Origin of the sequence: Pseudomonas sp. Q1-7, assembly GCF_028010285.1 — a bacterium.
Taxonomy (GTDB): domain Bacteria; phylum Pseudomonadota; class Gammaproteobacteria; order Pseudomonadales; family Pseudomonadaceae; genus Metapseudomonas.
On the sequence record NZ_CP116304.1, the window covers coordinates 1,303,390 to 1,324,901 of the forward strand.

The 21,512-nt window shown below is 63.6% G+C and carries 22 protein-coding genes; 16 read left to right on the top strand and 6 right to left on the bottom strand.

Features of this window, described 5'->3' with window-relative positions:
* Positions 1-8: 8 nt before the first annotated feature.
* Positions 9-533 (bottom strand): KdsC family phosphatase, encoded by a 525-nt coding sequence (locus PJW05_RS06070; RefSeq protein WP_271410825.1) that lies wholly within the window; start codon positions 531-533, stop codon positions 9-11.
* The gene (locus PJW05_RS06075) at positions 533-1,507 is read right to left on the bottom strand and encodes a KpsF/GutQ family sugar-phosphate isomerase (protein ID WP_271410826.1); all 975 of its coding nucleotides are present in this window, start codon (positions 1,505-1,507) and stop codon (positions 533-535) included. Before PJW05_RS06075 ends, PJW05_RS06070 begins: the two co-directional genes overlap by 1 nt.
* A 230-nt stretch (positions 1,508-1,737) precedes the next feature.
* Between PJW05_RS06075 and PJW05_RS06080 the strand changes: the two genes are divergently transcribed.
* The 10 genes from PJW05_RS06080 (at position 1,738) to hisC (ending at position 9,617) form a co-directional block, all read left to right on the top strand.
* Positions 1,738-2,547: an ATP-binding cassette domain-containing protein gene (locus tag PJW05_RS06080; protein WP_271410827.1), complete on the top strand. Its 810-nt coding sequence runs from the start codon at positions 1,738-1,740 to the stop codon at positions 2,545-2,547.
* On the top strand, positions 2,547-3,344 hold the full coding sequence (gene mlaE / locus PJW05_RS06085) for a lipid asymmetry maintenance ABC transporter permease subunit MlaE (protein ID WP_271410828.1): 798 nt from the start codon (positions 2,547-2,549) through the stop codon (positions 3,342-3,344). Before PJW05_RS06080 ends, mlaE begins: the two co-directional genes overlap by 1 nt.
* Positions 3,344-3,811 carry an outer membrane lipid asymmetry maintenance protein MlaD gene (gene mlaD / locus PJW05_RS06090; protein ID WP_271410829.1) on the top strand — a complete coding sequence of 156 codons (468 nt, stop codon included), beginning with the start codon at positions 3,344-3,346 and terminating at the stop codon, positions 3,809-3,811. Before mlaE ends, mlaD begins: the two co-directional genes overlap by 1 nt.
* A gap of 11 nt (positions 3,812-3,822) precedes the next feature.
* Positions 3,823-4,467, top strand: coding sequence for an MlaC/ttg2D family ABC transporter substrate-binding protein (locus PJW05_RS06095; RefSeq protein WP_271410830.1), 645 nt, complete (start codon positions 3,823-3,825; stop codon positions 4,465-4,467).
* The gene (locus PJW05_RS06100) at positions 4,464-4,772 is read left to right on the top strand and encodes an STAS domain-containing protein (protein ID WP_271410831.1); all 309 of its coding nucleotides are present in this window, start codon (positions 4,464-4,466) and stop codon (positions 4,770-4,772) included. The genes PJW05_RS06095 and PJW05_RS06100 overlap by 4 nt, the downstream gene beginning before the upstream one ends.
* A gap of 109 nt (positions 4,773-4,881) precedes the next feature.
* Entirely contained in the window at positions 4,882-5,121 is a 240-nt protein-coding gene (locus tag PJW05_RS06105; RefSeq protein WP_271410832.1) for a BolA family protein, read from the top strand.
* Positions 5,122-5,140: 19 nt separating this feature from the next.
* Positions 5,141-6,406 carry a UDP-N-acetylglucosamine 1-carboxyvinyltransferase gene (murA, locus tag PJW05_RS06110; protein WP_271410833.1) on the top strand — a complete coding sequence of 422 codons (1,266 nt, stop codon included), beginning with the start codon at positions 5,141-5,143 and terminating at the stop codon, positions 6,404-6,406.
* 85 nt (positions 6,407-6,491) lie between these two features.
* Positions 6,492-7,127 carry an ATP phosphoribosyltransferase gene (gene hisG, locus PJW05_RS06115; RefSeq protein WP_271410834.1) on the top strand — a complete coding sequence of 212 codons (636 nt, stop codon included), beginning with the start codon at positions 6,492-6,494 and terminating at the stop codon, positions 7,125-7,127.
* Positions 7,128-7,248: 121 nt separating this feature from the next.
* A complete protein-coding gene (hisD, locus tag PJW05_RS06120) occupies positions 7,249-8,562 on the top strand; it encodes a histidinol dehydrogenase (protein ID WP_271410835.1) in 1,314 nt (437 codons plus the stop codon).
* A gap of 2 nt (positions 8,563-8,564) precedes the next feature.
* Positions 8,565-9,617 carry a histidinol-phosphate transaminase gene (gene hisC / locus PJW05_RS06125; protein WP_271410836.1) on the top strand — a complete coding sequence of 351 codons (1,053 nt, stop codon included), beginning with the start codon at positions 8,565-8,567 and terminating at the stop codon, positions 9,615-9,617.
* A gap of 60 nt (positions 9,618-9,677) precedes the next feature.
* Here the strand turns inward: hisC and PJW05_RS06130 are convergent, their stop codons facing one another.
* The 3 genes from PJW05_RS06130 to algW all read right to left on the bottom strand — a co-directional run bounded on the left by PJW05_RS06130 (position 9,678) and on the right by algW (position 13,797).
* On the bottom strand, positions 9,678-10,406 hold the full coding sequence (locus PJW05_RS06130; protein WP_271410837.1) for a DUF4198 domain-containing protein: 729 nt from the start codon (positions 10,404-10,406) through the stop codon (positions 9,678-9,680).
* 11 nt (positions 10,407-10,417) lie between these two features.
* Entirely contained in the window at positions 10,418-12,517 is a 2,100-nt protein-coding gene (locus PJW05_RS06135; protein ID WP_271410838.1) for a TonB-dependent siderophore receptor, read from the bottom strand.
* A gap of 128 nt (positions 12,518-12,645) precedes the next feature.
* Positions 12,646-13,797: a Do family serine endopeptidase AlgW gene (algW, locus tag PJW05_RS06140; RefSeq protein WP_271410839.1), complete on the bottom strand. Its 1,152-nt coding sequence runs from the start codon at positions 13,795-13,797 to the stop codon at positions 12,646-12,648.
* A 111-nt stretch (positions 13,798-13,908) separates the two neighbouring features.
* On the opposite strand from algW, the gene PJW05_RS06145 reads away from it, so the two are divergent.
* The 3 genes from PJW05_RS06145 (at position 13,909) to cysN (ending at position 17,649) form a co-directional block, all read left to right on the top strand.
* Complete coding sequence (locus PJW05_RS06145) at positions 13,909-14,667, top strand: Nif3-like dinuclear metal center hexameric protein (protein ID WP_271410840.1); 759 nt, start codon at positions 13,909-13,911, stop codon at positions 14,665-14,667.
* A 150-nt stretch (positions 14,668-14,817) separates the two neighbouring features.
* Positions 14,818-15,735 (top strand): sulfate adenylyltransferase subunit CysD, encoded by a 918-nt coding sequence (gene cysD, locus PJW05_RS06150; protein ID WP_271410841.1) that lies wholly within the window; start codon positions 14,818-14,820, stop codon positions 15,733-15,735.
* A 12-nt stretch (positions 15,736-15,747) separates the two neighbouring features.
* The gene (gene cysN / locus PJW05_RS06155; protein WP_271410842.1) at positions 15,748-17,649 is read left to right on the top strand and encodes a sulfate adenylyltransferase subunit CysN; all 1,902 of its coding nucleotides are present in this window, start codon (positions 15,748-15,750) and stop codon (positions 17,647-17,649) included.
* Between the two features lie 90 nt (positions 17,650-17,739).
* On the opposite strand, the gene PJW05_RS06160 is transcribed toward cysN, so the two are convergent.
* A complete protein-coding gene (locus PJW05_RS06160) occupies positions 17,740-18,180 on the bottom strand; it encodes a YhcB family protein (protein WP_271410843.1) in 441 nt (146 codons plus the stop codon).
* A 126-nt stretch (positions 18,181-18,306) separates the two neighbouring features.
* Here PJW05_RS06160 and PJW05_RS06165 point away from each other — a divergent pair, with 126 nt between their 5' ends.
* The 3 genes from PJW05_RS06165 (at position 18,307) to zapE (ending at position 21,506) form a co-directional block, all read left to right on the top strand.
* Positions 18,307-18,936, top strand: coding sequence for an alpha/beta hydrolase (locus PJW05_RS06165; RefSeq protein WP_271410844.1), 630 nt, complete (start codon positions 18,307-18,309; stop codon positions 18,934-18,936).
* A gap of 30 nt (positions 18,937-18,966) precedes the next feature.
* A complete protein-coding gene (locus tag PJW05_RS06170) occupies positions 18,967-20,316 on the top strand; it encodes a tryptophan--tRNA ligase (RefSeq protein WP_271410845.1) in 1,350 nt (449 codons plus the stop codon).
* Positions 20,317-20,411: 95 nt separating this feature from the next.
* Positions 20,412-21,506 carry a cell division protein ZapE gene (zapE, locus tag PJW05_RS06175; RefSeq protein WP_271410846.1) on the top strand — a complete coding sequence of 365 codons (1,095 nt, stop codon included), beginning with the start codon at positions 20,412-20,414 and terminating at the stop codon, positions 21,504-21,506.
* Positions 21,507-21,512: the final 6 nt, after the last annotated feature.

A 21,512-nucleotide genomic window follows, 5' to 3' on the forward strand; every position in this document is an offset into this window, starting at 1 on the left:
GGCGGGTCTCAGAGATAGGCGGCTTGCGCCGCTTCCAGTTTGCCCTGGGCGCGCAGGATGAGTTCGCAGAACTCGCGCGCCGCGCCTTCGCCACCGCGGGCTTGCGTGACGCCATGGGCGCGCTCGCGCACAAAGGCGTCGGCGTTGGCGACCGCCATGCCCAGGCCGACGCGGCGGATCACCGGCAGGTCGGGCAGGTCGTCGCCGAGGTAGGCGACCTGGTCATGGGTCAATCCGAGTTCGGCAAGCAGGCCGTCAAGCACCACCAGCTTGTCTTCGCGCCCCTGAAACAGGTGCTGGATGCCGAGGTTCTGTGCGCGGCGCTCGACCACTTCGGACTGGCGGCCGCTGATGATGGCGGTGCGTACCCCAGCATTCATCAGCATCTTGATGCCGTGGCCGTCGAGGGTATTGAAGGTCTTGAATTCGCCGCCGCCAGGCAGGAAGTAGAGGCGGCCGTCGGTCAGTACGCCGTCCACATCGAACACGGCCAGGCGAACGGCCTTGGCACGGACGAGGAGTTCGTTGCTCATCAGATCACTCCGGCGCGGGTCATGTCGTGGATATGCAGGGCGCCAACGGGGCGGTCGTCTTCGTCGACCACTACCAGCACGTTGATCTTGTAGTCGTCCATGATCTTCAGGGCTTCGGCGGCGAGCATGTCCGGTCGCACGGTCTTCCCGTGGATGGTCATGACGTCGTCGATGCTGGCATGGCGCACATCAACGCCCTTGTCCAGGGTGCGGCGCAGGTCGCCGTCGGTGAATATGCCCGCGAGACTGCCGTCATCCTCCTTCACCACGGTCATGCCAAGGCCCTTGCGGGTCATTTCCAGCAGCGCCTCACGCAGAGGCGTGCCGCGCGCGACGCTAGGCAGGCTGTCGCCGCCGTGCATGATGTTCTCCACCTTGAGCAGCAGGCGCCGCCCCAGTGCACCGCCCGGGTGGGAGAAGGCAAAGTCTTCGGCCGTGAAGCCTCGGGCCTCCAGCAGGGCGATGGCCAGTGCGTCACCTAGCACGAGGGCGGCTGTGGTGGAGGAGGTGGGGGCCAGGTTCAGCGGGCAGGCTTCTTGGGCCACGCGGGCATCGAGATTGGCCGCGGCGGCCTTGGCCAGCGCCGAATCCGGATTCCCGGTAAGGCTGATCAGGGTGATGCCAAGGCGCTTGATCAGCGGCAGAAGGGTGACGATCTCAGCGGTGGAGCCGGAGTTGGATAGCGCCAACACCACGTCATCGCGGGTGATCATGCCCATGTCGCCATGGCTCGCTTCGGCCGGGTGAACGAAGAAGGACGGGGTCCCGGTGCTCGCCAGGGTAGCAGCGATTTTCTTGCCGATGTGCCCGGACTTGCCCATTCCCACAACCACCACGCGCCCCTTGCAGGCCAGGATGAGCTCGCTGGCGCGTACGAAATCAGCGTCTATGCGCGGCAGAAGGGCGTCGATCGCCTCGCGTTCGAGCTGGATGGTGCGTTGTGCGGACTTGATGAGATCGCTGGATTGGCTCATGGAGGGCGCGCGGTTGCCGAAGGAAAAGTCAGCGATTATAGCGATAAAGGCGATTCAGCTCACGCGCCAATGCCGAGGAAGCTGTCGCAAAGCTGAACAGGGGCTGGGGCGGCCTTGGGAGGCGCATTGGCGCGGTGATATAGTTCGCGCCTTGTTCGGCCTGTCCCGGGCGGGTGTCCTTGCGTTGGGGCGCGTCGTCTTTCAGGGAGGCTGTATTGCAAGGAGTCCAGATGAGCGCCGAAAACGCCTATGCCGTCGAGCTGAAGGGGGTAACCTTCAAGCGCGGCACGCGCAGTATTTTCCAAGATGTCGATATCCGCATCCCGCGCGGCAAGGTGACCGGCATCATGGGGCCTTCCGGCTGCGGCAAGACCACGCTGCTGCGTCTGATTGCGGCCCAGCTCAAACCCGCCAGCGGCGAGGTCTGGGTCAATGGCCAGAACCTACCCCAACTTTCCCGTGCCGACCTGTTCGATATGCGCAAGCAGTTCGGTGTGCTGTTCCAGAGCGGTGCGCTGTTCACCGACCTGGATGTCTTCGAGAACGTCGCGTTTCCGCTGCGGGTGCACACTCAACTGCCCGAGGAAATGATTCGTGACATTGTCCTGATGAAGCTTCAGGCCGTCGGGCTGCGGGGGGCCATCGAGTTGATGCCGGATGAGCTGTCCGGCGGAATGAAACGCCGCGTGGCGCTGGCCCGCGCCATCGCCCTCGATCCCCAGATTCTGATGTACGACGAGCCGTTCGTCGGGCAGGACCCCATTGCCATGGGCGTCCTGGTGCGCCTGATTCGACTCCTCAACGATGCCCTGGGCATCACCAGCATCGTGGTTTCCCACGATCTGGCCGAAACCGCCAGCATCGCCGACTACATCTATGTGGTGGGCGATGCCGAGGTATTGGGGCAAGGCTCTCCGGACGAACTGATGAATTCCGATAACCCGCGTATCCGCCAGTTCATGAAAGGTATCCCTGACGGGCCGGTACCTTTCCATTTCCCGGCACCGGATTACCGCAACGACTTGCTGGGAGGGCGCTGATGCGCAAGAAACCTGTGCTCGAGCGCATTCGCCTGCTCGGGCGTTCCGGTCTGGACGTGCTGGAGGCGCTGGGGCGCTCGACGCTGTTCCTGATTCATGCGCTGTTTGGTCGAACCGGCGTGGGCCAGGGCTTCCAGCTACTGGTCAAGCAGCTCTATGCCGTCGGCGTGCTGTCGCTGGCGATCATCGTGGTATCCGGCATCTTCATCGGCATGGTCTTGGCCCTGCAGGGCTACAACATCCTGGTGGACTATGGTTCCGAACAGGCGGTGGGCCAGATGGTCGCCCTGACCCTGCTGCGCGAACTGGGTCCGGTGGTGACCGGTCTGCTCTTCGCTGGCCGTGCAGGCTCGGCGCTGACCGCCGAGATCGGCAACATGAAGGCCACCGAGCAGTTGTCGAGCCTGGAGATGATCGGCGTCGATCCACTCAAGTACATCATCGCTCCGCGGCTTTGGGCCGGCTTCATCTCGATGCCGCTGCTGGCGATGATCTTCAGCGTGGTGGGCATCTGGGGCGGCGCCATGGTGGCCGTGGATTGGCTGGGAGTCTACGAAGGCTCTTTCTGGTCCAACATGCAGAACAGTGTGCAATTCACCGAGGACGTGCTGAACGGCGTGATCAAGAGCGTCGTATTCGCCTTCGTGGTGACCTGGATCGCCGTATTCCAGGGCTATGACTGCGAGCCGACCTCGGAAGGGATCAGCCGCGCAACGACGAAAACCGTGGTCTATGCCTCGCTGGCCGTGCTGGGGCTGGACTTCATCCTGACCGCATTGATGTTTGGAGATTTCTGATGCAAATCCGCACCTTGGAAATTGGTGTCGGCCTGTTCCTCCTGGCCGGTCTGTTGGCCTTGCTGCTGTTGGCCCTGAGGGTCAGCGGCCTGTCCTACGGCGCCACGGGCGACACGTACAAGCTCTACGCCCATTTCGACAATATTGCCGGTTTGACTGTCAGAGCAAAGGTGACCATGGCTGGCGTCACCATCGGCAAGGTCACGGCGATCGACCTGGATCGCGACAGCTACACGGGGCGGGTGACGATGGAAGTCGAGCAGCGCGTGGACAACCTGCCCACTGACTCCACTGCCGCCATCCTCACCGCCGGCCTGCTGGGCGAAAAGTACATCGGTATCAGCGTCGGCGGTGAAGAGGAGTTGCTCAAGGATGGTGGCACTATCCGTGACACCCAATCCGCCCTGGTGCTGGAGGACCTGATCGGCAAGTTCCTGCTGAACTCGGTCAACAAAGAGAGCAAATGAGGATTCGAGAGATGATCAAAGCCCTGAGAAATGGCCTGCTGGTCCTGCTGGCAGCCCTGCCTCTGCTGGCCACCGCAGCGCCCAGCGCGCACGATGTGGTCCAGAAGACCACCGACGAACTGCTGGCCGAACTGAAGGCCAACAAGCAGCAGTATCGCAGCGATCCCCATGCGTTCTATTCCACTCTGGACCGAATCCTGGGGCCGGTTGTGGATGCCGATGGCATTTCCCGCAGCATCATGACCGTGAAGTACTCGCGCAACGCCACGCCCGAACAGATGAGTCGCTTTACGGAGAACTTCAAGCGCAGCCTGTTCCAGTTCTACGGCAACGCCCTGTTGGAGTACGACAACCAGGAAATTCGAGTGCTGCCCGCCAAGAAGGAAGACCCCGAGCGCACCAGCGTCGGTATGGAAGTCAAGGACAGCAAGGGCACTGTGTACCCGGTTTCCTACACCATGGTGAACCGCAACGGCCAATGGATGCTGCGCAACGTGATCATCAACGGCATCAACGTCGGCAAGCTGTTCCGCGATCAGTTCGCCGACACCATGCAACGCAACGGCAACGACCTCGACAAAACCATCAATGGCTGGGCGGACGTGGTCGCCAAGGCCAAGGATTCCGATCAAGCCAAGCAGGCGGGCGGCCAATGAGCGAGGCCCGTCTGGAACAGGCCGCTCCCGGCGAGTTGCATCTGGTCGGGGTCCTTGACCATAGCACTGGTCCCCAGTTGCGCGAGGCGGGCGGGCAAATGATCCGCGAGTTCGCTGGCAAGGAGTTGGTGCTGGATTGCTCCGCAGTGGAAAAGACCAGCAGTGTCGGCCTCGCCCTGCTGCTGGCGTTCATGCGCGATGCCGGGGCCGCCGGCAAGGCGCTGACGGTGCGTGGAATGCCCGAGGACATGCGGCAGATCGCCGAGGTATCCGGATTGACCGAGCTGCTGCCCACAGTGGCCTGAGCCGGCCAGACGGCCCCCCGTCAGGCCCCGCGCGCGCGGGGTTCGCAGGCGGGGGGCTTTTTTGTATCATGGCCGACCCGCGCGCGTTGGGCGCCGATTGAGGTTGAGCATGCAGGCCGTAGAAGTGAAAAGCCTCCTGGAGGCGAAACTGCCAGGTATCCAGGTGGAAGTTGAAGGGGAAGGCTGCAACTTCCAGTTGAACCTGATCAGCGATGAGCTGGCCGGCCTGAGTCCGGTGAAGCGTCAGCAACAGGTATATGCGCATCTGAACGCCTGGATCGCCGATGGCAGCATCCATGCCGTCACCATGAAATTCTTCAGCCGGGCCGCCTGGGCCGAGCGTTCCTGAGCCAGCTTCTGAGAGAGCTATGGACAAACTGATTATTACCGGCGGTCAACGCCTTGATGGCGAGATTCGCATTTCCGGCGCCAAGAACTCCGCGCTACCGATCCTGGCGGCCACCCTGCTGGCCGATACCCCGGTCACTGTGGCGAACCTGCCTCACCTGCACGACATCACCACCATGATCGAGCTCTTCGGCCGCATGGGCGTGCAGCCGGTGATCGACGAGAAGCTGGCGGTCGAAGTCGACGCCAGCAGCATCAAGACCCTGGTTGCGCCCTACGAGCTGGTGAAGACCATGCGTGCCTCCATCCTGGTCCTGGGGCCGATGGTCGCTCGTTTCGGCGAGGCCGAAGTGGCCCTGCCTGGCGGCTGCGCCATTGGCTCGCGCCCGGTGGACCTGCACATTCGCGGTCTTGAGGCCATGGGGGCGAAGATCGATGTCGAAGGTGGTTACATCAAGGCACGTGCTCCGGCCGGCGGCCTGCGCGGCGCCAACTTCTTCTTCGATACCGTCAGCGTGACCGGTACCGAAAACATCATGATGGCCGCGGCCCTGGCCAATGGTCGCACCGTGCTGCAGAACGCCGCCCGCGAGCCGGAAGTGGTCGACCTGGCCAATTGCTTGAATGCCATGGGCGCGCAGATCCAGGGTGCCGGTACCGACACCATTACCATCGACGGCGTCAAGCGCCTCGGTGGCGCACGCTACAGTGTGATGCCCGACCGTATCGAGACCGGCACCTACCTGGTGGCGGCCGCCGCCACCGGTGGTCGCGTCAAGCTCAAGGACACCGATCCGACCATCCTCGAAGCCGTGCTGCAGAAGCTGGAAGAGGCGGGTGCGCAGATCAACACCGGCAACAACTGGATCGAGCTGGACATGAAGGGCAACCGCCCGAAGGCGGTCAATGTGCGTACCGCTCCGTATCCGGCGTTCCCGACCGACATGCAGGCCCAGTTCATCTCCATGAACGCGGTGGCCGAAGGCACCGGTGCGGTGATCGAAACCGTGTTCGAGAATCGCTTCATGCACGTCTACGAGATGAACCGCATGGGCGCGCAGATCCTGGTCGAAGGCAACACCGCCATCGTCACCGGCGTGCCGAAGCTCAAGGGCGCACCGGTAATGGCCACCGACTTGCGGGCGTCCGCCAGTCTGGTGATCGCCGGCCTGGTGGCCGAGGGCGATACCCTGATCGACCGCATCTACCACATCGACCGTGGTTACGAGTGCATCGAAGAAAAACTGCAGTTGCTCGGCGCCAAGATCCGTCGCGTACCGGGCTAGGTCGTCTGCCCTGCCGGCCAACCGGGCGGCAGGGCGTGACCGTGCAACAGGCCCGATAGGGCCGTAGCCAAGGAAATCCTGTTTCATGCTCACCATCGCGCTGTCCAAGGGCCGCATCCTCGACGACACCCTGCCGCTGCTCGCGGAGGCAGGTATCGTGCCGACCGAGAATCCGGACAAGAGCCGCAAGCTGATCATCCCCACTACCCAGGAGGATGTGCGCCTGCTCATCGTGCGTGCCACCGACGTGCCGACCTATGTCGAGCATGGCGCCGCCGACCTCGGCGTGGCCGGCAAGGACGTGCTGATGGAATACGGTGGCCAGGGCCTGTACGAGCCACTGGATCTTAGAATCGCCCGCTGCAAGCTGATGACTGCCGGCGCGGTCGGAGCACCGGAGCCCAAGGGCCGCCTGCGCGTGGCCACCAAGTTCGTCAATGTCGCCAAGCGCTACTACGCCGAGCAGGGCCGCCAGGTCGACGTGATCAAGCTCTACGGCTCCATGGAGCTGGCGCCGCTGGTCGGTCTGGCCGACAAGATCATCGACGTCGTCGACACCGGCAACACCTTGCGCGCCAACGGCCTGGAGCCCCAGGAGCTGATCGCTCACATCAGTTCCCGGCTGATCGTCAACAAGGCGTCGATGAAGATGCAGCACGCGCGTATCCAGGCGTTGATCGACGTGCTGCGCGGCGCCGTCGAGTCCCGACACCAAAGCTGACACCTTGTGCGGCCTTGTGCCGCACGCGCCTATCCGTGTCATAGCCACTATTCTCGGGTGCCCGCACGGTGGGCTTGCTACTCTAGCGGCGCCCGAGCATTTGCCATTCAAGAGGCCCGCTATGACTGATCCAATCGCCATCCGCCGACTCAATGCCGCTGATCCGGATTTCGCGCGACATCTGGATCATCTGCTGAGCTGGGAAAGCGTGTCGGACGACGCGGTCAACCAGCGGGTTCTCGATATCATCCGGGCCGTGCGTGAGCGTGGTGACGCTGCGGTGGTGGAATTCACCCAGCGCTTCGACGGTGTGCAGGCCACCTCCATGGCCGAGCTGATCCTGCCGCGCGAGCGCCTGGAACTGGCCCTGACCCGCATCACGGCCGAGCAGCGCAAGGCCCTGGAAACTGCCGCCGCCCGGGTGCGCAGCTACCACGAGAAGCAGAAGCAGGACTCCTGGACCTACACCGAGGCCGACGGCACCGTGCTGGGTCAGCAGGTCACTCCGCTGGATCGCGCCGGTCTCTATGTGCCGGGTGGCAAGGCCTCCTATCCCTCGTCCGTGCTGATGAACGCGATTCCGGCCAAGGTCGCTGGGGTCGCCGAAGTGGTGATGGTGGTGCCGACGCCTCGTGGCGAGATCAATGAGATCGTCCTGGCCGCCGCCTGTGTGGCCGGCGTGGACCGTGTGTTCACCATCGGTGGCGCCCAGGCCGTGGCCGCGCTGGCCTATGGCACCGAAAGCGTGCCTCAGGTGGACAAGATCGTCGGTCCGGGCAACATCTACGTCGCCACCGCGAAGCGTCACGTGTTCGGCCAGGTGGGCATCGACATGATTGCCGGTCCTTCGGAAATCCTTGTGGTCTGCGACGGCGGTACCGATCCGGACTGGATCGCCATGGACCTGTTCTCCCAGGCCGAGCACGACGAGGACGCCCAATCCATCCTGGTCAGCCCCGATGCCGAGTTCCTCGACAAGGTGGCCGCCAGCATCGCGAAGCTGCTGCCGACCATGGAGCGCGCCGAGATCATCCGGACGTCTCTGCAGAATCGTGGCGCGCTGATCCTGGTCGCCGACCAGGCCCAGGCATGCGAGGTGGCCAACCGTATCGCCCCCGAGCACTTGGAGCTGTCGGTGGCAGATCCGCAGGCCTGGCTGCCGCAGATTCGTCACGCCGGCGCCATCTTCATGGGCCGCTACACAGCCGAAGCCCTGGGCGACTACTGCGCCGGGCCGAACCACGTGCTGCCGACCTCCGGCACTGCGCGCTTCTCGTCGCCGCTGGGCGTGTACGACTTCCAGAAGCGTTCCTCGATCATCTTCTGTTCGGCCGATGGCGCGTCCGAACTGGGCCGGACCGCGTCCGTCCTGGCCCGTGGCGAGTCGCTGACCGCCCACGCCCGTAGCGCCGAGTTCCGAATCAAGGGGGAGTGAAAATGAGCAAATTCTGGAGTCCCTTCGTCAAGGACCTGGTGCCCTACGTACCGGGCGAGCAGCCCAAGCTGGCCAAGCTGGTGAAACTGAACACCAACGAGAACCCCTACGGCCCCTCGCCCAAGGCGGTGGCGGCCATGCAGGCGGAAGTCGGCGACAACCTGCGCCTCTATCCAGACCCGAACAGCGATCGCCTCAAGCAGGCGGTGGCCGACTACTACGGCGTGCAGCCGAGCCAGGTATTCGTCGGCAATGGCTCGGACGAGGTGCTGGCCCACGCCTTCCACGGCCTGTTCCAGCACGGCAAGCCGCTGCTGTTCCCGGATGTCACCTACAGCTTCTATCCGGTCTACTGTGGCCTGTACGGCATTCCCTTCGAGGCGCTGCCGCTGGACGAACAATTCCAGATCCGTGTCGAAGACTACGCGCGCCCCAATGGCGGCATCATCTTCCCCAACCCCAATGCACCCACCGGTTGCCTGCTGGCCCTGGAGGCTATCGAGCGCCTGCTCCAGACCAATCCGGATTCGGTGGTGGTGGTGGATGAGGCCTATATCGACTTCGGCGGCGAAACAGCCATCAGTCTGGTGGATCGCTACCCGAACCTGTTGGTGACCCAGACCCTGTCCAAGTCGCGTTCCCTGGCGGGGCTGCGTGTGGGCCTAGCGGTTGGGCACCCGGATCTGATCGAGGCGCTGGAGCGGATCAAGAACAGCTTCAACTCCTATCCGCTGGATCGCATGGCCATCGTCGGTGCAGCCGTAGCCTTCGAGGATCGGGCGTATTTCGAGGAAACCTGCCGTCGGGTGATCGACAGCCGTGACCAACTGGTGGCCGAGCTGGGCAAGCTGGGCTTCGAAGTGCTGCCCTCGGCGGCCAACTTCGTCTTCGCCCGCCATCCGCAGAAGGACGCCGCTGGCATTGCTGCGGGCCTGCGCGAGCAGGGTGTGATCGTTCGCCACTTCAAGCAGGAGCGGATTGCTCAGTTCCTTCGCATCACCATTGGTGCGCCGGAGCAGAACCTGGCATTGCTGGCGGCGCTGAAGGCACTCTGAGGGTTTGCCGGCAGCTGACAGAAGCCGAGCGCGGGAGTCCGCCTCGGCTTTTTTCTTGCCTCACTCGTGGTGCGGAGTACCCAGAAAGGTCAGCGAACTGAACAGGCCTTGCTGCTTCACGTCAGGGTCGTTCGGTGTATCCAGTGTGACCTGCGCCGCGACTATGTTCAGACCGGCGTTGCGCACCACTACCGTGGCTCTGCCCTGCGCATCGGTCTTCGCGCTCACCGCGTCGGGTTCGCTGCGATAGTCGCCGATCAGTTCGATGCCTGCGGCCGGCTTGCCATCCAGCAGCACCCGGACCGGCAGTGGCTTGCCCGGCCCGACGGCGAGCGGATCGACCTCCGGTACAATCGCCAGGCGAATGCGCTTGAGGTCCGGCTGCTGGGCGCCGGCCTGGTAGTAGGCCAGGCTGTACTTCCAGGTATGGATGGAAGCGATGGCGCCGGGCACTTGCCGCTGTCCCCGGTTGATCCACCGCTGATCGGCGGTCTGCGACCAGGGGCCGTTGTCCAGGGCCACCGCCAGGGTAGCCGGGACGTTCAGCGGTTTGAGCCGAGCGTGGTCCGACAGGCGCTCCACGGTCACCGGCACCATCCGACCCTGGCCGTCGAAGGCCCAGGCACCGCTGACTTTCTCCGCCTTGAAGGCGTCATCCTCGGCTCCGTGGCCGTAGATCACCTCGATGTTGCCGCGGCGCTGCTCCGTCCAGAGGCCGTGGGCCTGGGCCTGGCCGATCGTGAAAACGGCGAGGAAGGGGGTGATGAGGAAACGTTTATCCAGTCCCATGAAGGTTCCTTTCAGAGGTTGAGGGTGAAGCTGAGGTTGAGGTTGCGCGGCTCGCCCGGCATGACCCAGACGCTGTTGTACGAGCGCTCGTAATATTTGCGATCGAAGAGGTTGTTGACGTTCAGCCCGAGGGTCACCTGCTCGCTGGTCTTGTAGTGGGCGAGCAGGTCGAGGGTGGCGTAGGCGGGCAGTTCGAACTGGCTGCCGGCCTGGCCGGAACGGTCGCCGACGTAGTTGAACGCCGCGCCGAGGTCGGAGCCCCGCAGGCGGCCATCCTGGAATTCATAGACCGCCATGAGACTGCCGCTGTGTTCCGGAATACCCAGCAAGCGGCTGCCTTCGGGCAGGGTGTTGTCTTTGGTGACCTCGGCATCGATGTAGGCGTAGGCGCCGATGATGCGCAGGGCGGTGCTCAGTTGGCCGCTGACCTGAAGGTCCAGGCCCTGGCTGCGCGCGCGCCCGGCGGCGATGCTCTCGCCCGGCGCGTTCGGGTCGGCTGTGAGCACGTTCTCCTTGTCGATGTGGAAAAGGGCGATCGTCGCGCCCAGGCGTCCGTCCAGCATGTCGAGCCTGAGACCCGCTTCCTTGCCGAGCCCTTCCTCCGGCTCGAATACCGTCCCCCGGCTGCCGATGGTGTTGGGTTTGGACGACGTGGCAGCGTTGGCGAACAGGCCGATTTCGGGGCTCAGTTGGTATAGCAGTCCGGTGCGCAGGGTGATGGCGTCCTTGCTCTGCGAATCGCGGACACCGGTGGCGCGGTTCAGCGCGGACTGTTCGAAATGTTCGAAGCGCGCACCGAGGAGACCTTTCCACCCACCACCGAAATCGATCTGGTCCTGCAGGTTGAGGGCGTGGCTTTCCACCTGCTCGAAGAAGTCGTTGGGATTGACCAGAGGTGGTTTCGGCTGGCCATACACCGGGTTGTAGATGTCCAGCCCATAATCCAGTGAGGTCCGGCTCTGCGGATATTTCTGGCTGTTGCGGTAGTTCTCGTACTCGACGCCGACGAGGGGCTGGTGCAGCCAGGCGCCGGTTTCGAACGCCCCATGCAACTCCAGCTGGCTGATGCTGTCGTTCCACTCGAAGTCGCGCTGGCGATGGAAGCGGCTCACCTCGGTACCGATCAGGCGCGAGGTTTCCGAGGAGTCGCCGTGCAGGTGGCCCTGGGCATAGTGGTTGGCCAGGCGCAACTTCCAGCTGTCGTTGAGCTGCTGCTCCAGGCTGGCCTGGAGCATCTGGTTGCGGTTGCGGATATCGCCGTCGTTGGGCTCGCCGAGGAAGGTAGAGCGTTTCACCGAACCCAACTCGCCATTCACCGCCGGAATGCCGCGGTCGAACACCGCGTCGTGCTGCACGAACTCGGATTCCAGGAGCAGGCGCGTATCGGAGGTCAACTGCCAGCTCAGGGAGGGACTGACCACCAGGCGCTGGCTGCCGACATGATCGCGGAAGCTGCCATTGTCCTCGGTGGCCAGGTTGATGCGGGAAAGCACCTGCGCCTGGTCGTCCAGGGGCGAGTTGACATCCAGGGTGGCGCGATAGCGGTCCCAGCTCCCCGCGCTGGCCTTGAAATGGGTGAAGGCGTCGGCCTGGGGCTTCTTGGTGACGATGTTCACAGTGCCCCCCGGATCGCCACGGCCATAGAGACTGGCGGCAGGCCCCTTGAGGACTTCGATGCGCTCGATGCCGGAGGCGTCGGGCGAGCTGTAGCTACCGCGATTGACGGCGAAGCCGTTCTTGTACAGCTCGCCGGTGGTGAAGCCGCGAATGCTGTAGGAAAGGAATGTCAGCCCGCCGAAGTTGTTCTGTCGCGATACTCCGCCGGCGAAGTCCAGCGCGCGATCGATGCGGGTGGCGTCCAGGTCCTCGAGCACCTGGGCTGGGACCACGCTGATGGCCTGGGGAATGTCGCGGATATCGGTATCGGTGCGTGTGGCACTGGCCGAGCGTGTCGCGCGATAGCCTTGTACCGGGCTGTCGGCGTTTTCCTGGAGACTGCTGTCGATTCGAATGTCCTCCAGCTCCAGAGGATGGTCGGCTTCGGCGGCGGCTGCTTCACCGAGAAGGCTCAGCAGCAGCCCGGTGATGGGGGCCAGGTGGCGGGATGGCATCAAATTGTCTCTCTAGATGTAATAACATAACATTTTGAGAGATGAGAATTGTTCCTGTCCAGTCCATGACCACACTTTTGCGCGACGCCGGACAGGAAAACGGCGCCCGAAGGCGCCGCTGCTGTCGATCAGTTACCGCCGTTGCTGTTGGGGGGCGGGCGAACGCCGACTTCCGCGGCCAGCTCCAGTTCCTGACCGTTGCGCATCACCTGGATGCTGACTTTCTCGCCGGGGCGGGTGCGGGCCACCTGGTTCATCGAGCGGCGACCGTCGCCTGCCGGCTCGCCATCGATGCTGAGAATGATGTCGCCGGGCTGCAGGGCCGCGCGCTGGGCCGGACTGTCGCGATAGATGCCAGCGACCACGATGCCGGGGCGGCCTTCCAGGCCGAAGGATTCGGCCAGTTCCGGGGTCAGCGGCTGCACCTCGATGCCGAGCCAGCCGCGGATCACCGAGCCGTGTTCGATGATCGCCTTCATCACTTCCAGCGCCAGCTTGACCGGGATGGCAAAGCCGATGCCCTGAGAGCCGCCGGACTTGGAGAAGATCGCGGTGTTGATGCCGATCAGGTTGCCGTTGGCGTCCACCAGGGCGCCTCCGGAGTTCCCCGGGTTGATCGCAGCATCGGTCTGGATGAAGTCTTCGTACGTGTTCAGGCCCAGCTGGTTGCGGCCGGTGGCGCTGATGATGCCCATGGTCACGGTCTGGCCGACACCAAAGGGGTTGCCGATGGCCAGGGAGACGTCGCCGATGCGGATGTTGTCCGAGCGTCCGAGGGTGATGGAGGGCAGGTCCTTGAGGTCGATCTTCAGCACCGCCAGGTCGGTTTCCGGGTCGCTGCCCACCAAGCGCGCCAGGGTCTCGCGGCCATCCTTGAGGGCTACCACTATCTGGTCGGCGCCGGCAGTCACGTGGTTGTTGGTCAGCAGGTAGCCTTCCGGACTCATGATCACCGCCGAACCCAGGCTGGATTCCATGCGCCGCTGGCGCGGCAGGTTGTCGCCGAAGAAACGGCGGAACTGCGGGTCTTCGAACAGCGGGTGGGCCGGTTTGCTGACCATCTTGGTGGTATAGAGGTTGGCCACGGCAGGAGACGCGCTGGTGACCGCATCGGCATAGGAGTCAGGTCCGCGGCGGGTGAAATTGAACTTGGGCGCTTCCTGCAGATGCACTTCCTGGTGGGGCAGGCCGACCCATTCCGGGTATTGCTGGATGATCAGCAGTGCAACGAGCACGCCGACCGTCAGAGGCCAGCCGATAAATCGCAGCGCCTTGAGCATCGAGGGAGAATCCTGAGGGTTGCGAGGGGCGAGGGGGCCCCTTAAGGTGGCGCCATTATACGAGGGCGTCTGTTAAAAACGAGCCGTCCGCAACAGCTTGTGAGGAATGCCATGGCCATCGCCCTGAACACCCTGGTGGAGGAAGCGGAGCGTTACCTGAACGCCTCGCGCATCCAGGATTACTGCCCCAACGGCCTGCAGGTCGAGGGCCGTCCCCACGTCAGTCGGATCGTCACTGGCGTCACCGCCAGCCAGGCGCTGCTGGATGCCGCCGTGGAGGCCGAGGCGGACGTGGTGCTGGTACACCACGGCTACTTCTGGAAAGGCGAAAATCCCTGCGTGGTGGGCATGAAACAGCGCCGCCTGAAGACCTTGCTGGCCAACGACGTCAGCCTGCTGGCCTACCATCTGCCGTTGGACCTGCATCCCGAGGTGGGCAACAACGTCCAGCTCGCACGTCAGTTGGACATCATCGTCGAAGGCCCTCTGGAGCCGGACAATCCCCGCACCGTCGGCCTGGTGGGCTCCCTCGTCGAACCGATGACCGCCGCCGATTTCGCCCGCCGCGTGCGCGAAGTGCTCGGCCGTGAGCCGCTGCTGGTGGAGGGTGAGCGGATGATCAGTCGCATCGGCTGGTGCACCGGCGGTGGGCAGGGCTACATCGATACCGCCATTGCCGCGGGCGTCGACCTGTACCTGACTGGCGAAGCATCGGAGCAGACATTCCACAGCGCGCGGGAGAATGGCATCAGCTTCATCGCCGCCGGCCACCACGCCACCGAGCGTTATGGGGTGCAGGCGCTGGGCGATTACCTGGCGCGGCGCTTCGCACTGGAACACCTGTTCATCGATTGCCCGAACCCCGTATGAAACCGGGCCGGGCAGCATCAACCCGGCCGGCATATCTCTAGACTGTTTCGTTCTAAACAAGCCCCTCAATAGAAGGGAGGGGCTGTGTTAGAGTGCCCGCTCGCCCACGGCCCGCCGGCCGTCGTATCAGAAAGAACTTCGTGAGTAGCCATGCTCGATAAACTGACGCACCTGAAACAGCTGGAGGCGGAGAGCATCCACATCATTCGTGAAGTGGCCGCCGAATTCGACAACCCGGTGATGCTCTATTCCATCGGTAAAGACTCCGCCGTCATGCTGCACCTGGCGCGCAAGGCGTTCTTCCCCGGCAAGCTGCCTTTCCCCGTCATGCATGTCGACACCCGGTGGAAATTCCAGGAGATGTACAGCTTTCGCGACAAGATGGTCGCCGAGATGGGCCTGGAACTGATCACCCACGTCAACCCGGAAGGCGTCGCCCAGGGCATCAATCCCTTCACCCATGGCAGCGCGAAGCACACTGACGTGATGAAGACCGAAGGTCTCAAGCAGGCACTCGACAAGTACGGTTTCGATGCGGCCTTCGGCGGCGCCCGCCGTGACGAGGAGAAGTCTCGCGCCAAGGAGCGTGTCTACTCCTTCCGCGACAGCAAGCATCGCTGGGACCCGAAGAACCAGCGTCCCGAGTTGTGGAACGTCTACAACGGCAAGGTGAAGAAGGGCGAGTCCATCCGCGTCTTCCCGCTCTCCAACTGGACCGAGCTGGATATCTGGCAATACATCTATCTGGAACAGATCCCGATCGTCCCGCTGTACTTCGCCGCCGAGCGCGAAGTCATCGAGAAGAACGGCACGCTGATCATGATCGACGACGAGCGCATCCTGGAGCACCTCTCCGATGAGGAGAAGGCGCGTATCGAGAAGCGCATGGTGCGGTTCCGTACCCTGGGCTGCTACCCGCTCACTGGCGCGGTGGAGTCCACGGCGACCACCCTGCCGGAAATCATCCAGGAAATGCTCCTGACCCGTACTTCCGAACGCCAGGGCCGCGTAATCGACCATGATCAGGCCGGTTCGATGGAAGAGAAGAAACGTCAGGGCTATTTCTAAGGATTCCGCACCATGAGCCACCAATCCGATCTGATCAGCCAGGACATCCTCGCCTACCTGGCCCAGCACGAGCGCAAGGAACTCCTGCGCTTCCTCACCTGCGGCAACGTCGACGACGGCAAGAGCACCCTGATTGGTCGCCTGCTGCACGACTCCAAGATGATCTACGAAGATCATCTGGAAGCCATCACCCGTGATTCTAAGAAAGTCGGCACCACTGGTGACGACGTCGACCTGGCGCTGCTGGTGGACGGTCTGCAGGCCGAGCGCGAACAGGGCATCACCATCGATGTGGCGTATCGCTATTTCAGCACCGCCAAGCGCAAGTTCATCATCGCCGACACGCCCGGCCATGAGCAGTACACCCGCAACATGGCTACCGGTGCGTCGACCTGCGACCTGGCGATCATCCTCGTCGATGCCCGCTACGGCGTGCAGACCCAGACCCGCCGCCACAGTTACATCGCGTCGCTGCTGGGGATCAAGCACATCGTCGTCGCGGTCAACAAGATGGACCTGAAAGACTTCGACCAGGGCGTCTTCGAGGCGATCAAGGCCGACTACCTGCAGTTCGCCGAGCGCATCAAGCTCGCTCCCGCCTCGATCCACTTCGTGCCGATGTCGGCGCTGAAGGGCGACAACGTGGTCAACAAGAGCGAGCGTTCGCCCTGGTACACCGGCCAGTCGCTGATGGAAATACTCGAATCCGTGGAGATCGCCGGCGACCGCAATGTCTCCGACATGCGCTTCCCGGTGCAGTACGTGAACCGTCCGAACCTCAATTTCCGTGGTTTCGCCGGCACCCTGGCCAGCGGGATCGTGCGCAAGGGCGACGACGTAGTGGCCCTGCCGTCCGGCAAGGGCAGTCGGATCAAATCCATCGTCACGTACGAGGGTGAGCTGGAGCAGGCCGGTCCGGGCCAGGCCATTACCCTGACCCTGGAAGACGAGATCGACGTTTCTCGCGGCGATATGCTGGTGCATGCCGACAACCGTCCGGTGGTGACTGACAGCTTCGACGCCATGCTCGTGTGGATGGCCGAGGAGCCGATGCTCCCGGGCAAGAAGTACGACATCAAGCGCGCGACCAGCTACGTGCCGGGCTCCGTTCCGAGCATCACCCACAAGGTGGATGTGAACACCCTGGAGGAAACCGCTGCCAGCAGCCTGCAACTGAACGAGATCGCCAAGGTCAAGGTCAGCCTGGACGCCCCTATCGCACTCGATGGCTACGAGCAGAATCGCACTACCGGTGCCTTCATCGTCATTGACCGCCTGACCAATGGCACCGTGGGCGCCGGCATGATCATCGCCGACCCGCAGGCAGGGCGTAACGTCGATGGGCACCATGGCAAGCAGGCTCACGTGTCCCGCGAAGAGCGCGCCGCTCGCTTCGGCCAGCAACCGGCCACAGTGTTGTTCAGTGGCCTGTCCGGCGCTGGCAAGAGCACCCTGGCCTACGCCGTGGAACGCAAACTGTTCGACATGGGTCGTGCTGTCTACGTGCTGGATGGCCAGAACCTGCGCCACGACCTGAACAAGGGGCTGCCGCAGGATCGCACCGGTCGCACTGAGAACTGGCGCCGCGCCGCCCACGTCGCACGTCAGTTCAACGAAGCCGGTCTGCTGACCCTGGCTGCGTTCGTCGCCCCCGATGCCGAGGGGCGCGAACAGGCCAAGGCGCTGATCGGAGCCGACCGTTTGATCACCGTCTACGTCCAGGCTTCGCCGCTGGCCTGCCGCGCGCGTGACCCGCAAGGTCTCTATGCCGCTGGCCAGGACAACATCCCGGGTGAGTCTTTCCCCTATGACGTGCCGCTGGATGCCGATCTGGTGATCGATACCCAGTCTACCGAGGTGGAAGAGGGCGTGAGGCAGGTTATCGATCTGCTCCGGCAGCGCGGCGCCATCTAAGGCGCCGCCCAACAAAAAGCCCCGCGATCCGCGGGGCTTTTTGTTGGTTTCCAATTCCACCCGACCGCATAGGCGGTCGGGTGGGTGGAATCAGTACTTGCCTTTCAGGCCGAAGGTCTCGTCCAGGGTGCCGGGGGTATCCGGGACCTTCGGTGCATAGTCCTTGGGCGCCTCGTTGCTTTTCGGCGGGGTCAGGCGTTCGCGCGGGCTCGCGGCTTCGTCAGCGTGCAGGGCGGCCAGCAGGCGTTGGCGGGTCAGCTCGTCCAGGGCCAGGCGGCTGGCGCCCTCGGACAGGTGCTCCTGAACCTCCTGGTAGCTCTGAGTGAGCTTTTTCACCAGGCTGGCGGTGGTGTTGAAGTGGGTGACCACCTCGCTCTGGTAGGTATCGAAGCGTTCCTGCAGGTCATCCAGCTGGCGCTGCGTCCGGTTCGGCGCGGCGTTGGGTACCAAGCGGGCAATCAGGAATCCGATGCCGATACCGGCGAGCAGGGCGAAGGCTGGTAACAACCAGACGGTGAGCGACTGTTCCACGAGTCCTTCCTCTATAAACGGCTTTGCTTTACGTTAACGGCTCGAATCCGCGCTGTATACCGCGACACAAGCCCTGTTGTGCTAATCCAAGACGAGTCGACCCGTCACGAGGTCACGGAGTTTCCCTTGCTGATCCGCGAAAACCCACTTTTGCTCGATGGCCCCTGTGGCCAACTCGAAGCGCTGCATCTCGACCTGCCCGAAGCCAAGGGCCTGGCGCTGATCTGCCACCCCAATCCGGTGCAGGGCGGCACGATGCTCAACAAGGTGGTTTCCACCTTGCAGCGCACTGCGCGCGATGCCGGCTACAGCACCCTGCGTTTCAACTACCGCGGTGTTGGCGCCAGCGCCGGCAATCATGACATGGGAGGCGGAGAAGTGGACGATGCCGAAGCCGCGGCCCAGTGGTTCCGTGCGCAGCGCCCGGAGCTTCCGCTGACCTTGTTCGGTTTTTCCTTCGGTGGTTTCGTGGCGGCCAGCCTGGCCGGTCGCCTGGAGCGCCAAGGCGTCGCCGTGCCCCGCCTGTTCATGGTGGCGCCGGCGGTGATGCGCATGACCGCCGAGTACCCACTGCCCGAAGGCGGGGCGCTCACCGTGATCCAGCCTGACGCCGACGAAGTCGTACCGCCTCAAGCGGTATACGACTGGTCCGCCGGCCTGGCGCGTCCCCATGAGCTGCTGAAAGTGGCAGAATGCGGGCACTTCTTCCACGGCAAGCTGACCGATCTCAAGGACCTGGTTCTGCCGCGTCTCTGATTCCGAACGAAAGTCCGACAAGCGAATACCATGACCACTCGTATCCTCACCGGCATCACTACCACCGGCACGCCGCACCTTGGCAACTATGCCGGTGCCATCCGCCCGGCGATCATCGCCAGCCGCGCCAATGACGTCGACTCCTTCTACTTCCTGGCCGACTACCATGCCCTGATCAAGTGCGACGACCCGGCCCGCATCCAGCGTTCGCGCCTGGAAATCGCCGCCACCTGGCTGGCCTGCGGCCTGGATACCGACAGGGCGACTTTCTACCGTCAGTCCGACATCCCCGAGATCCCTGAGCTCACCTGGCTGCTCACCTGCGTCAGCGCCAAGGGGCTGCTCAATCGTGCCCACGCCTACAAGGCCTCGGTGGACAAGAACCTGGAAGCCGGCGAAGACCCGGACGCCGGCGTTACCATGGGCTTGTACAGCTACCCGGTGCTGATGGCCGCGGACATCCTGATGTTCAACGCCCACAAGGTGCCGGTCGGTCGCGACCAGATCCAGCACGTGGAGATGGCCCGCGACATCGGTCAGCGCTTCAATCACCTGTTCGGCGCCGGGCGCGAATACTTCACCTTGCCGGAAGCCGTGATCGAGGAAGAAGTGGCGACCCTGCCCGGCCTGGACGGTCGCAAGATGTCCAAGAGCTACGACAACACCATTCCGTTGTTCGGTAGCGCCAAGCAACTGAAGGACGCCATTGCGCGCATCGTTACCGACTCCCGTGCCCCGGGCGAGCCGAAGGACCCGGACAACTCTCACCTGTTCACGCTCTTCCAGGCCTTCGCCACCCCGGCGCAGCTCGCCGAATTCCGCGCCGAGCTGCTGGGCGGCCTGGCCTGGGGCGAGGCCAAGCAGCGCCTGTTCCAATTGCTCGACAACGAACTGGGCGAGGCCCGCGAGCGCTACCATGCGCTGATCGAGCGCCCGGCCGACCTGGAGGACATCCTGTTCGCCGGTGCCGCCAAGGCGCGCAAGATCGCCACGCCGTTCCTCGGCGAGCTGCGCGAGGCCGTCGGTCTGCGCTCTTTCCGCGCCCGTGTGCAGACGGGTGGCGACGCCAAGGCGAAGAAGGTTGCCAAGAACGCCCGTTTCGTCAGCTTCCGCGACGAAGACGGCAGCTTCCGCTTCCGCCTGTTGGCTGCCGACGGCGAGCAGCTGCTGCTGTCCCGTTCATTTGCCGACGGCAAGGCGGCAGGCCAGATCAGCAAGCGCCTGCAATCGGGTGATGAGCTGGACCTGCGGGTAGACGGCGAAGGGTTCGGCATCTGGCTGGACGGCGAGCAAGTCGCCGCCAGTCCGTCATTCGCTGACTCGGCGGCCCGCGATACGGCCATCGAGCGCCTGTACGCGGCCCTCGCGCCGCAGGAGTAACAGCACTTCCAGCGGTCGGCGTTGCCGGCCAATTGCCAATCCACGGGGCAGGCTCTAAAGTACCTGCCCCGTTTTTCGTTGCCTTGCTACCGATCATGACCCCCCTCGAGCGCTACCAGGCCGATCTCAAGCGGCCGGATTTCTTTCACGATGCCGCGCAGGAAACCGCTGTTCGCCACTTGCAGCGGCTGTATGACGACCTGATTGCCGACGACCGCAGCAAACCCGGCCTTCTGGGCAGCCTGTTCGGCAAGAAGCGCCAGGGCCCGGTGAAGGGCCTGTATTTCTGGGGTGGCGTAGGTCGCGGCAAGACCTACCTGGTGGATACCTTCTACGACGCGCTGCCGTTCAAGCAGAAGATGCGTACCCACTTCCACCGCTTCATGAAGCGCGTCCACGAGGAAATGAAGACCCTCAGGGGCGAGAAGAATCCGCTGACCATCATCGGCAAGCGTTTCGCCGACGAGGCGCGGGTGATCTGCTTCGATGAGTTCTTTGTGTCGGACATCACCGACGCCATGATCCTGGCCACGCTGCTGGAGGAGCTGTTCAAGAACGGCGTGAGCCTGGTGGCGACGTCCAACATCGTGCCCGACGGCCTTTACAAGGACGGCCTGCAGCGTGCGCGCTTCCTGCCGGCCATCGCGCTGCTCAAGGAGCACACCGACATCGTCAACGTCGACAGCGGCGTGGACTATCGCCTGCGTGCCCTGGAGCAGGCCGAGCTGTTCCATTTCCCCCTGGACGCCGAAGCCGAGGCCAGCCTGAGCCGCAGCTTCAAGAGCCTGCTGCCGGATTGCACCATGGCCCAGGAGAACGAAGTCCTGATGATCGAAAATCGCGAAATCCGCGCGGTGCGCGTCTGCGAAGACGTCGCCTGGTTCGAGTTCCGCGAACTCTGCGACGGTCCACGCAGCCAGAACGACTACATCGAGCTGGGCAAGATCTTCCACGCTGTGATCCTCGCGAATGTCGAGCAGATGGGCGTGGCCAAGGACGACATGGCGCGGCGATTCATCAACCTGGTGGACGAGTTCTACGACCGCAACGTGAAGCTGATCATCTCCGCCGAGGTGGAGTTGAAGGATCTGTATTCCGGTGGCCGGCTGAACTTCGAGTTCCAGCGCACCCTCAGCCGCTTGCTGGAAATGCAGTCCCATGAATTCCTGTCGCGTCCGCACAAGCCCTAAAGGCGA

Bases quoted from the DNA above. Each gene is read 5' to 3' on its own strand.
- PJW05_RS06070 (WP_271410825.1), bottom strand. From the start codon at position 533: ATGAGCAACGAACTCCTCGTCCGTGCCAAGGCCGTTCGCCTGGCCGTG.
- PJW05_RS06075 (WP_271410826.1), bottom strand. From the start codon at position 1,507: ATGAGCCAATCCAGCGATCTCATCAAGTCCGCACAACGCACCATCCAG.
- PJW05_RS06080 (WP_271410827.1), top strand. From the start codon at position 1,738: ATGAGCGCCGAAAACGCCTATGCCGTCGAGCTGAAGGGGGTAACCTTC.
- mlaE (WP_271410828.1), top strand. From the start codon at position 2,547: ATGCGCAAGAAACCTGTGCTCGAGCGCATTCGCCTGCTCGGGCGTTCC.
- mlaD (WP_271410829.1), top strand. From the start codon at position 3,344: ATGCAAATCCGCACCTTGGAAATTGGTGTCGGCCTGTTCCTCCTGGCC.
- PJW05_RS06095 (WP_271410830.1), top strand. From the start codon at position 3,823: ATGATCAAAGCCCTGAGAAATGGCCTGCTGGTCCTGCTGGCAGCCCTG.
- PJW05_RS06100 (WP_271410831.1), top strand. From the start codon at position 4,464: ATGAGCGAGGCCCGTCTGGAACAGGCCGCTCCCGGCGAGTTGCATCTG.
- PJW05_RS06105 (WP_271410832.1), top strand. From the start codon at position 4,882: ATGCAGGCCGTAGAAGTGAAAAGCCTCCTGGAGGCGAAACTGCCAGGT.
- murA (WP_271410833.1), top strand. From the start codon at position 5,141: ATGGACAAACTGATTATTACCGGCGGTCAACGCCTTGATGGCGAGATT.
- hisG (WP_271410834.1), top strand. From the start codon at position 6,492: ATGCTCACCATCGCGCTGTCCAAGGGCCGCATCCTCGACGACACCCTG.
- hisD (WP_271410835.1), top strand. From the start codon at position 7,249: ATGACTGATCCAATCGCCATCCGCCGACTCAATGCCGCTGATCCGGAT.
- hisC (WP_271410836.1), top strand. From the start codon at position 8,565: ATGAGCAAATTCTGGAGTCCCTTCGTCAAGGACCTGGTGCCCTACGTA.
- PJW05_RS06130 (WP_271410837.1), bottom strand. From the start codon at position 10,406: ATGGGACTGGATAAACGTTTCCTCATCACCCCCTTCCTCGCCGTTTTC.
- PJW05_RS06135 (WP_271410838.1), bottom strand. From the start codon at position 12,517: ATGCCATCCCGCCACCTGGCCCCCATCACCGGGCTGCTGCTGAGCCTT.
- algW (WP_271410839.1), bottom strand. From the start codon at position 13,797: ATGCTCAAGGCGCTGCGATTTATCGGCTGGCCTCTGACGGTCGGCGTG.
- PJW05_RS06145 (WP_271410840.1), top strand. From the start codon at position 13,909: ATGGCCATCGCCCTGAACACCCTGGTGGAGGAAGCGGAGCGTTACCTG.
- cysD (WP_271410841.1), top strand. From the start codon at position 14,818: ATGCTCGATAAACTGACGCACCTGAAACAGCTGGAGGCGGAGAGCATC.
- cysN (WP_271410842.1), top strand. From the start codon at position 15,748: ATGAGCCACCAATCCGATCTGATCAGCCAGGACATCCTCGCCTACCTG.
- PJW05_RS06170 (WP_271410845.1), top strand. From the start codon at position 18,967: ATGACCACTCGTATCCTCACCGGCATCACTACCACCGGCACGCCGCAC.
- zapE (WP_271410846.1), top strand. From the start codon at position 20,412: ATGACCCCCCTCGAGCGCTACCAGGCCGATCTCAAGCGGCCGGATTTC.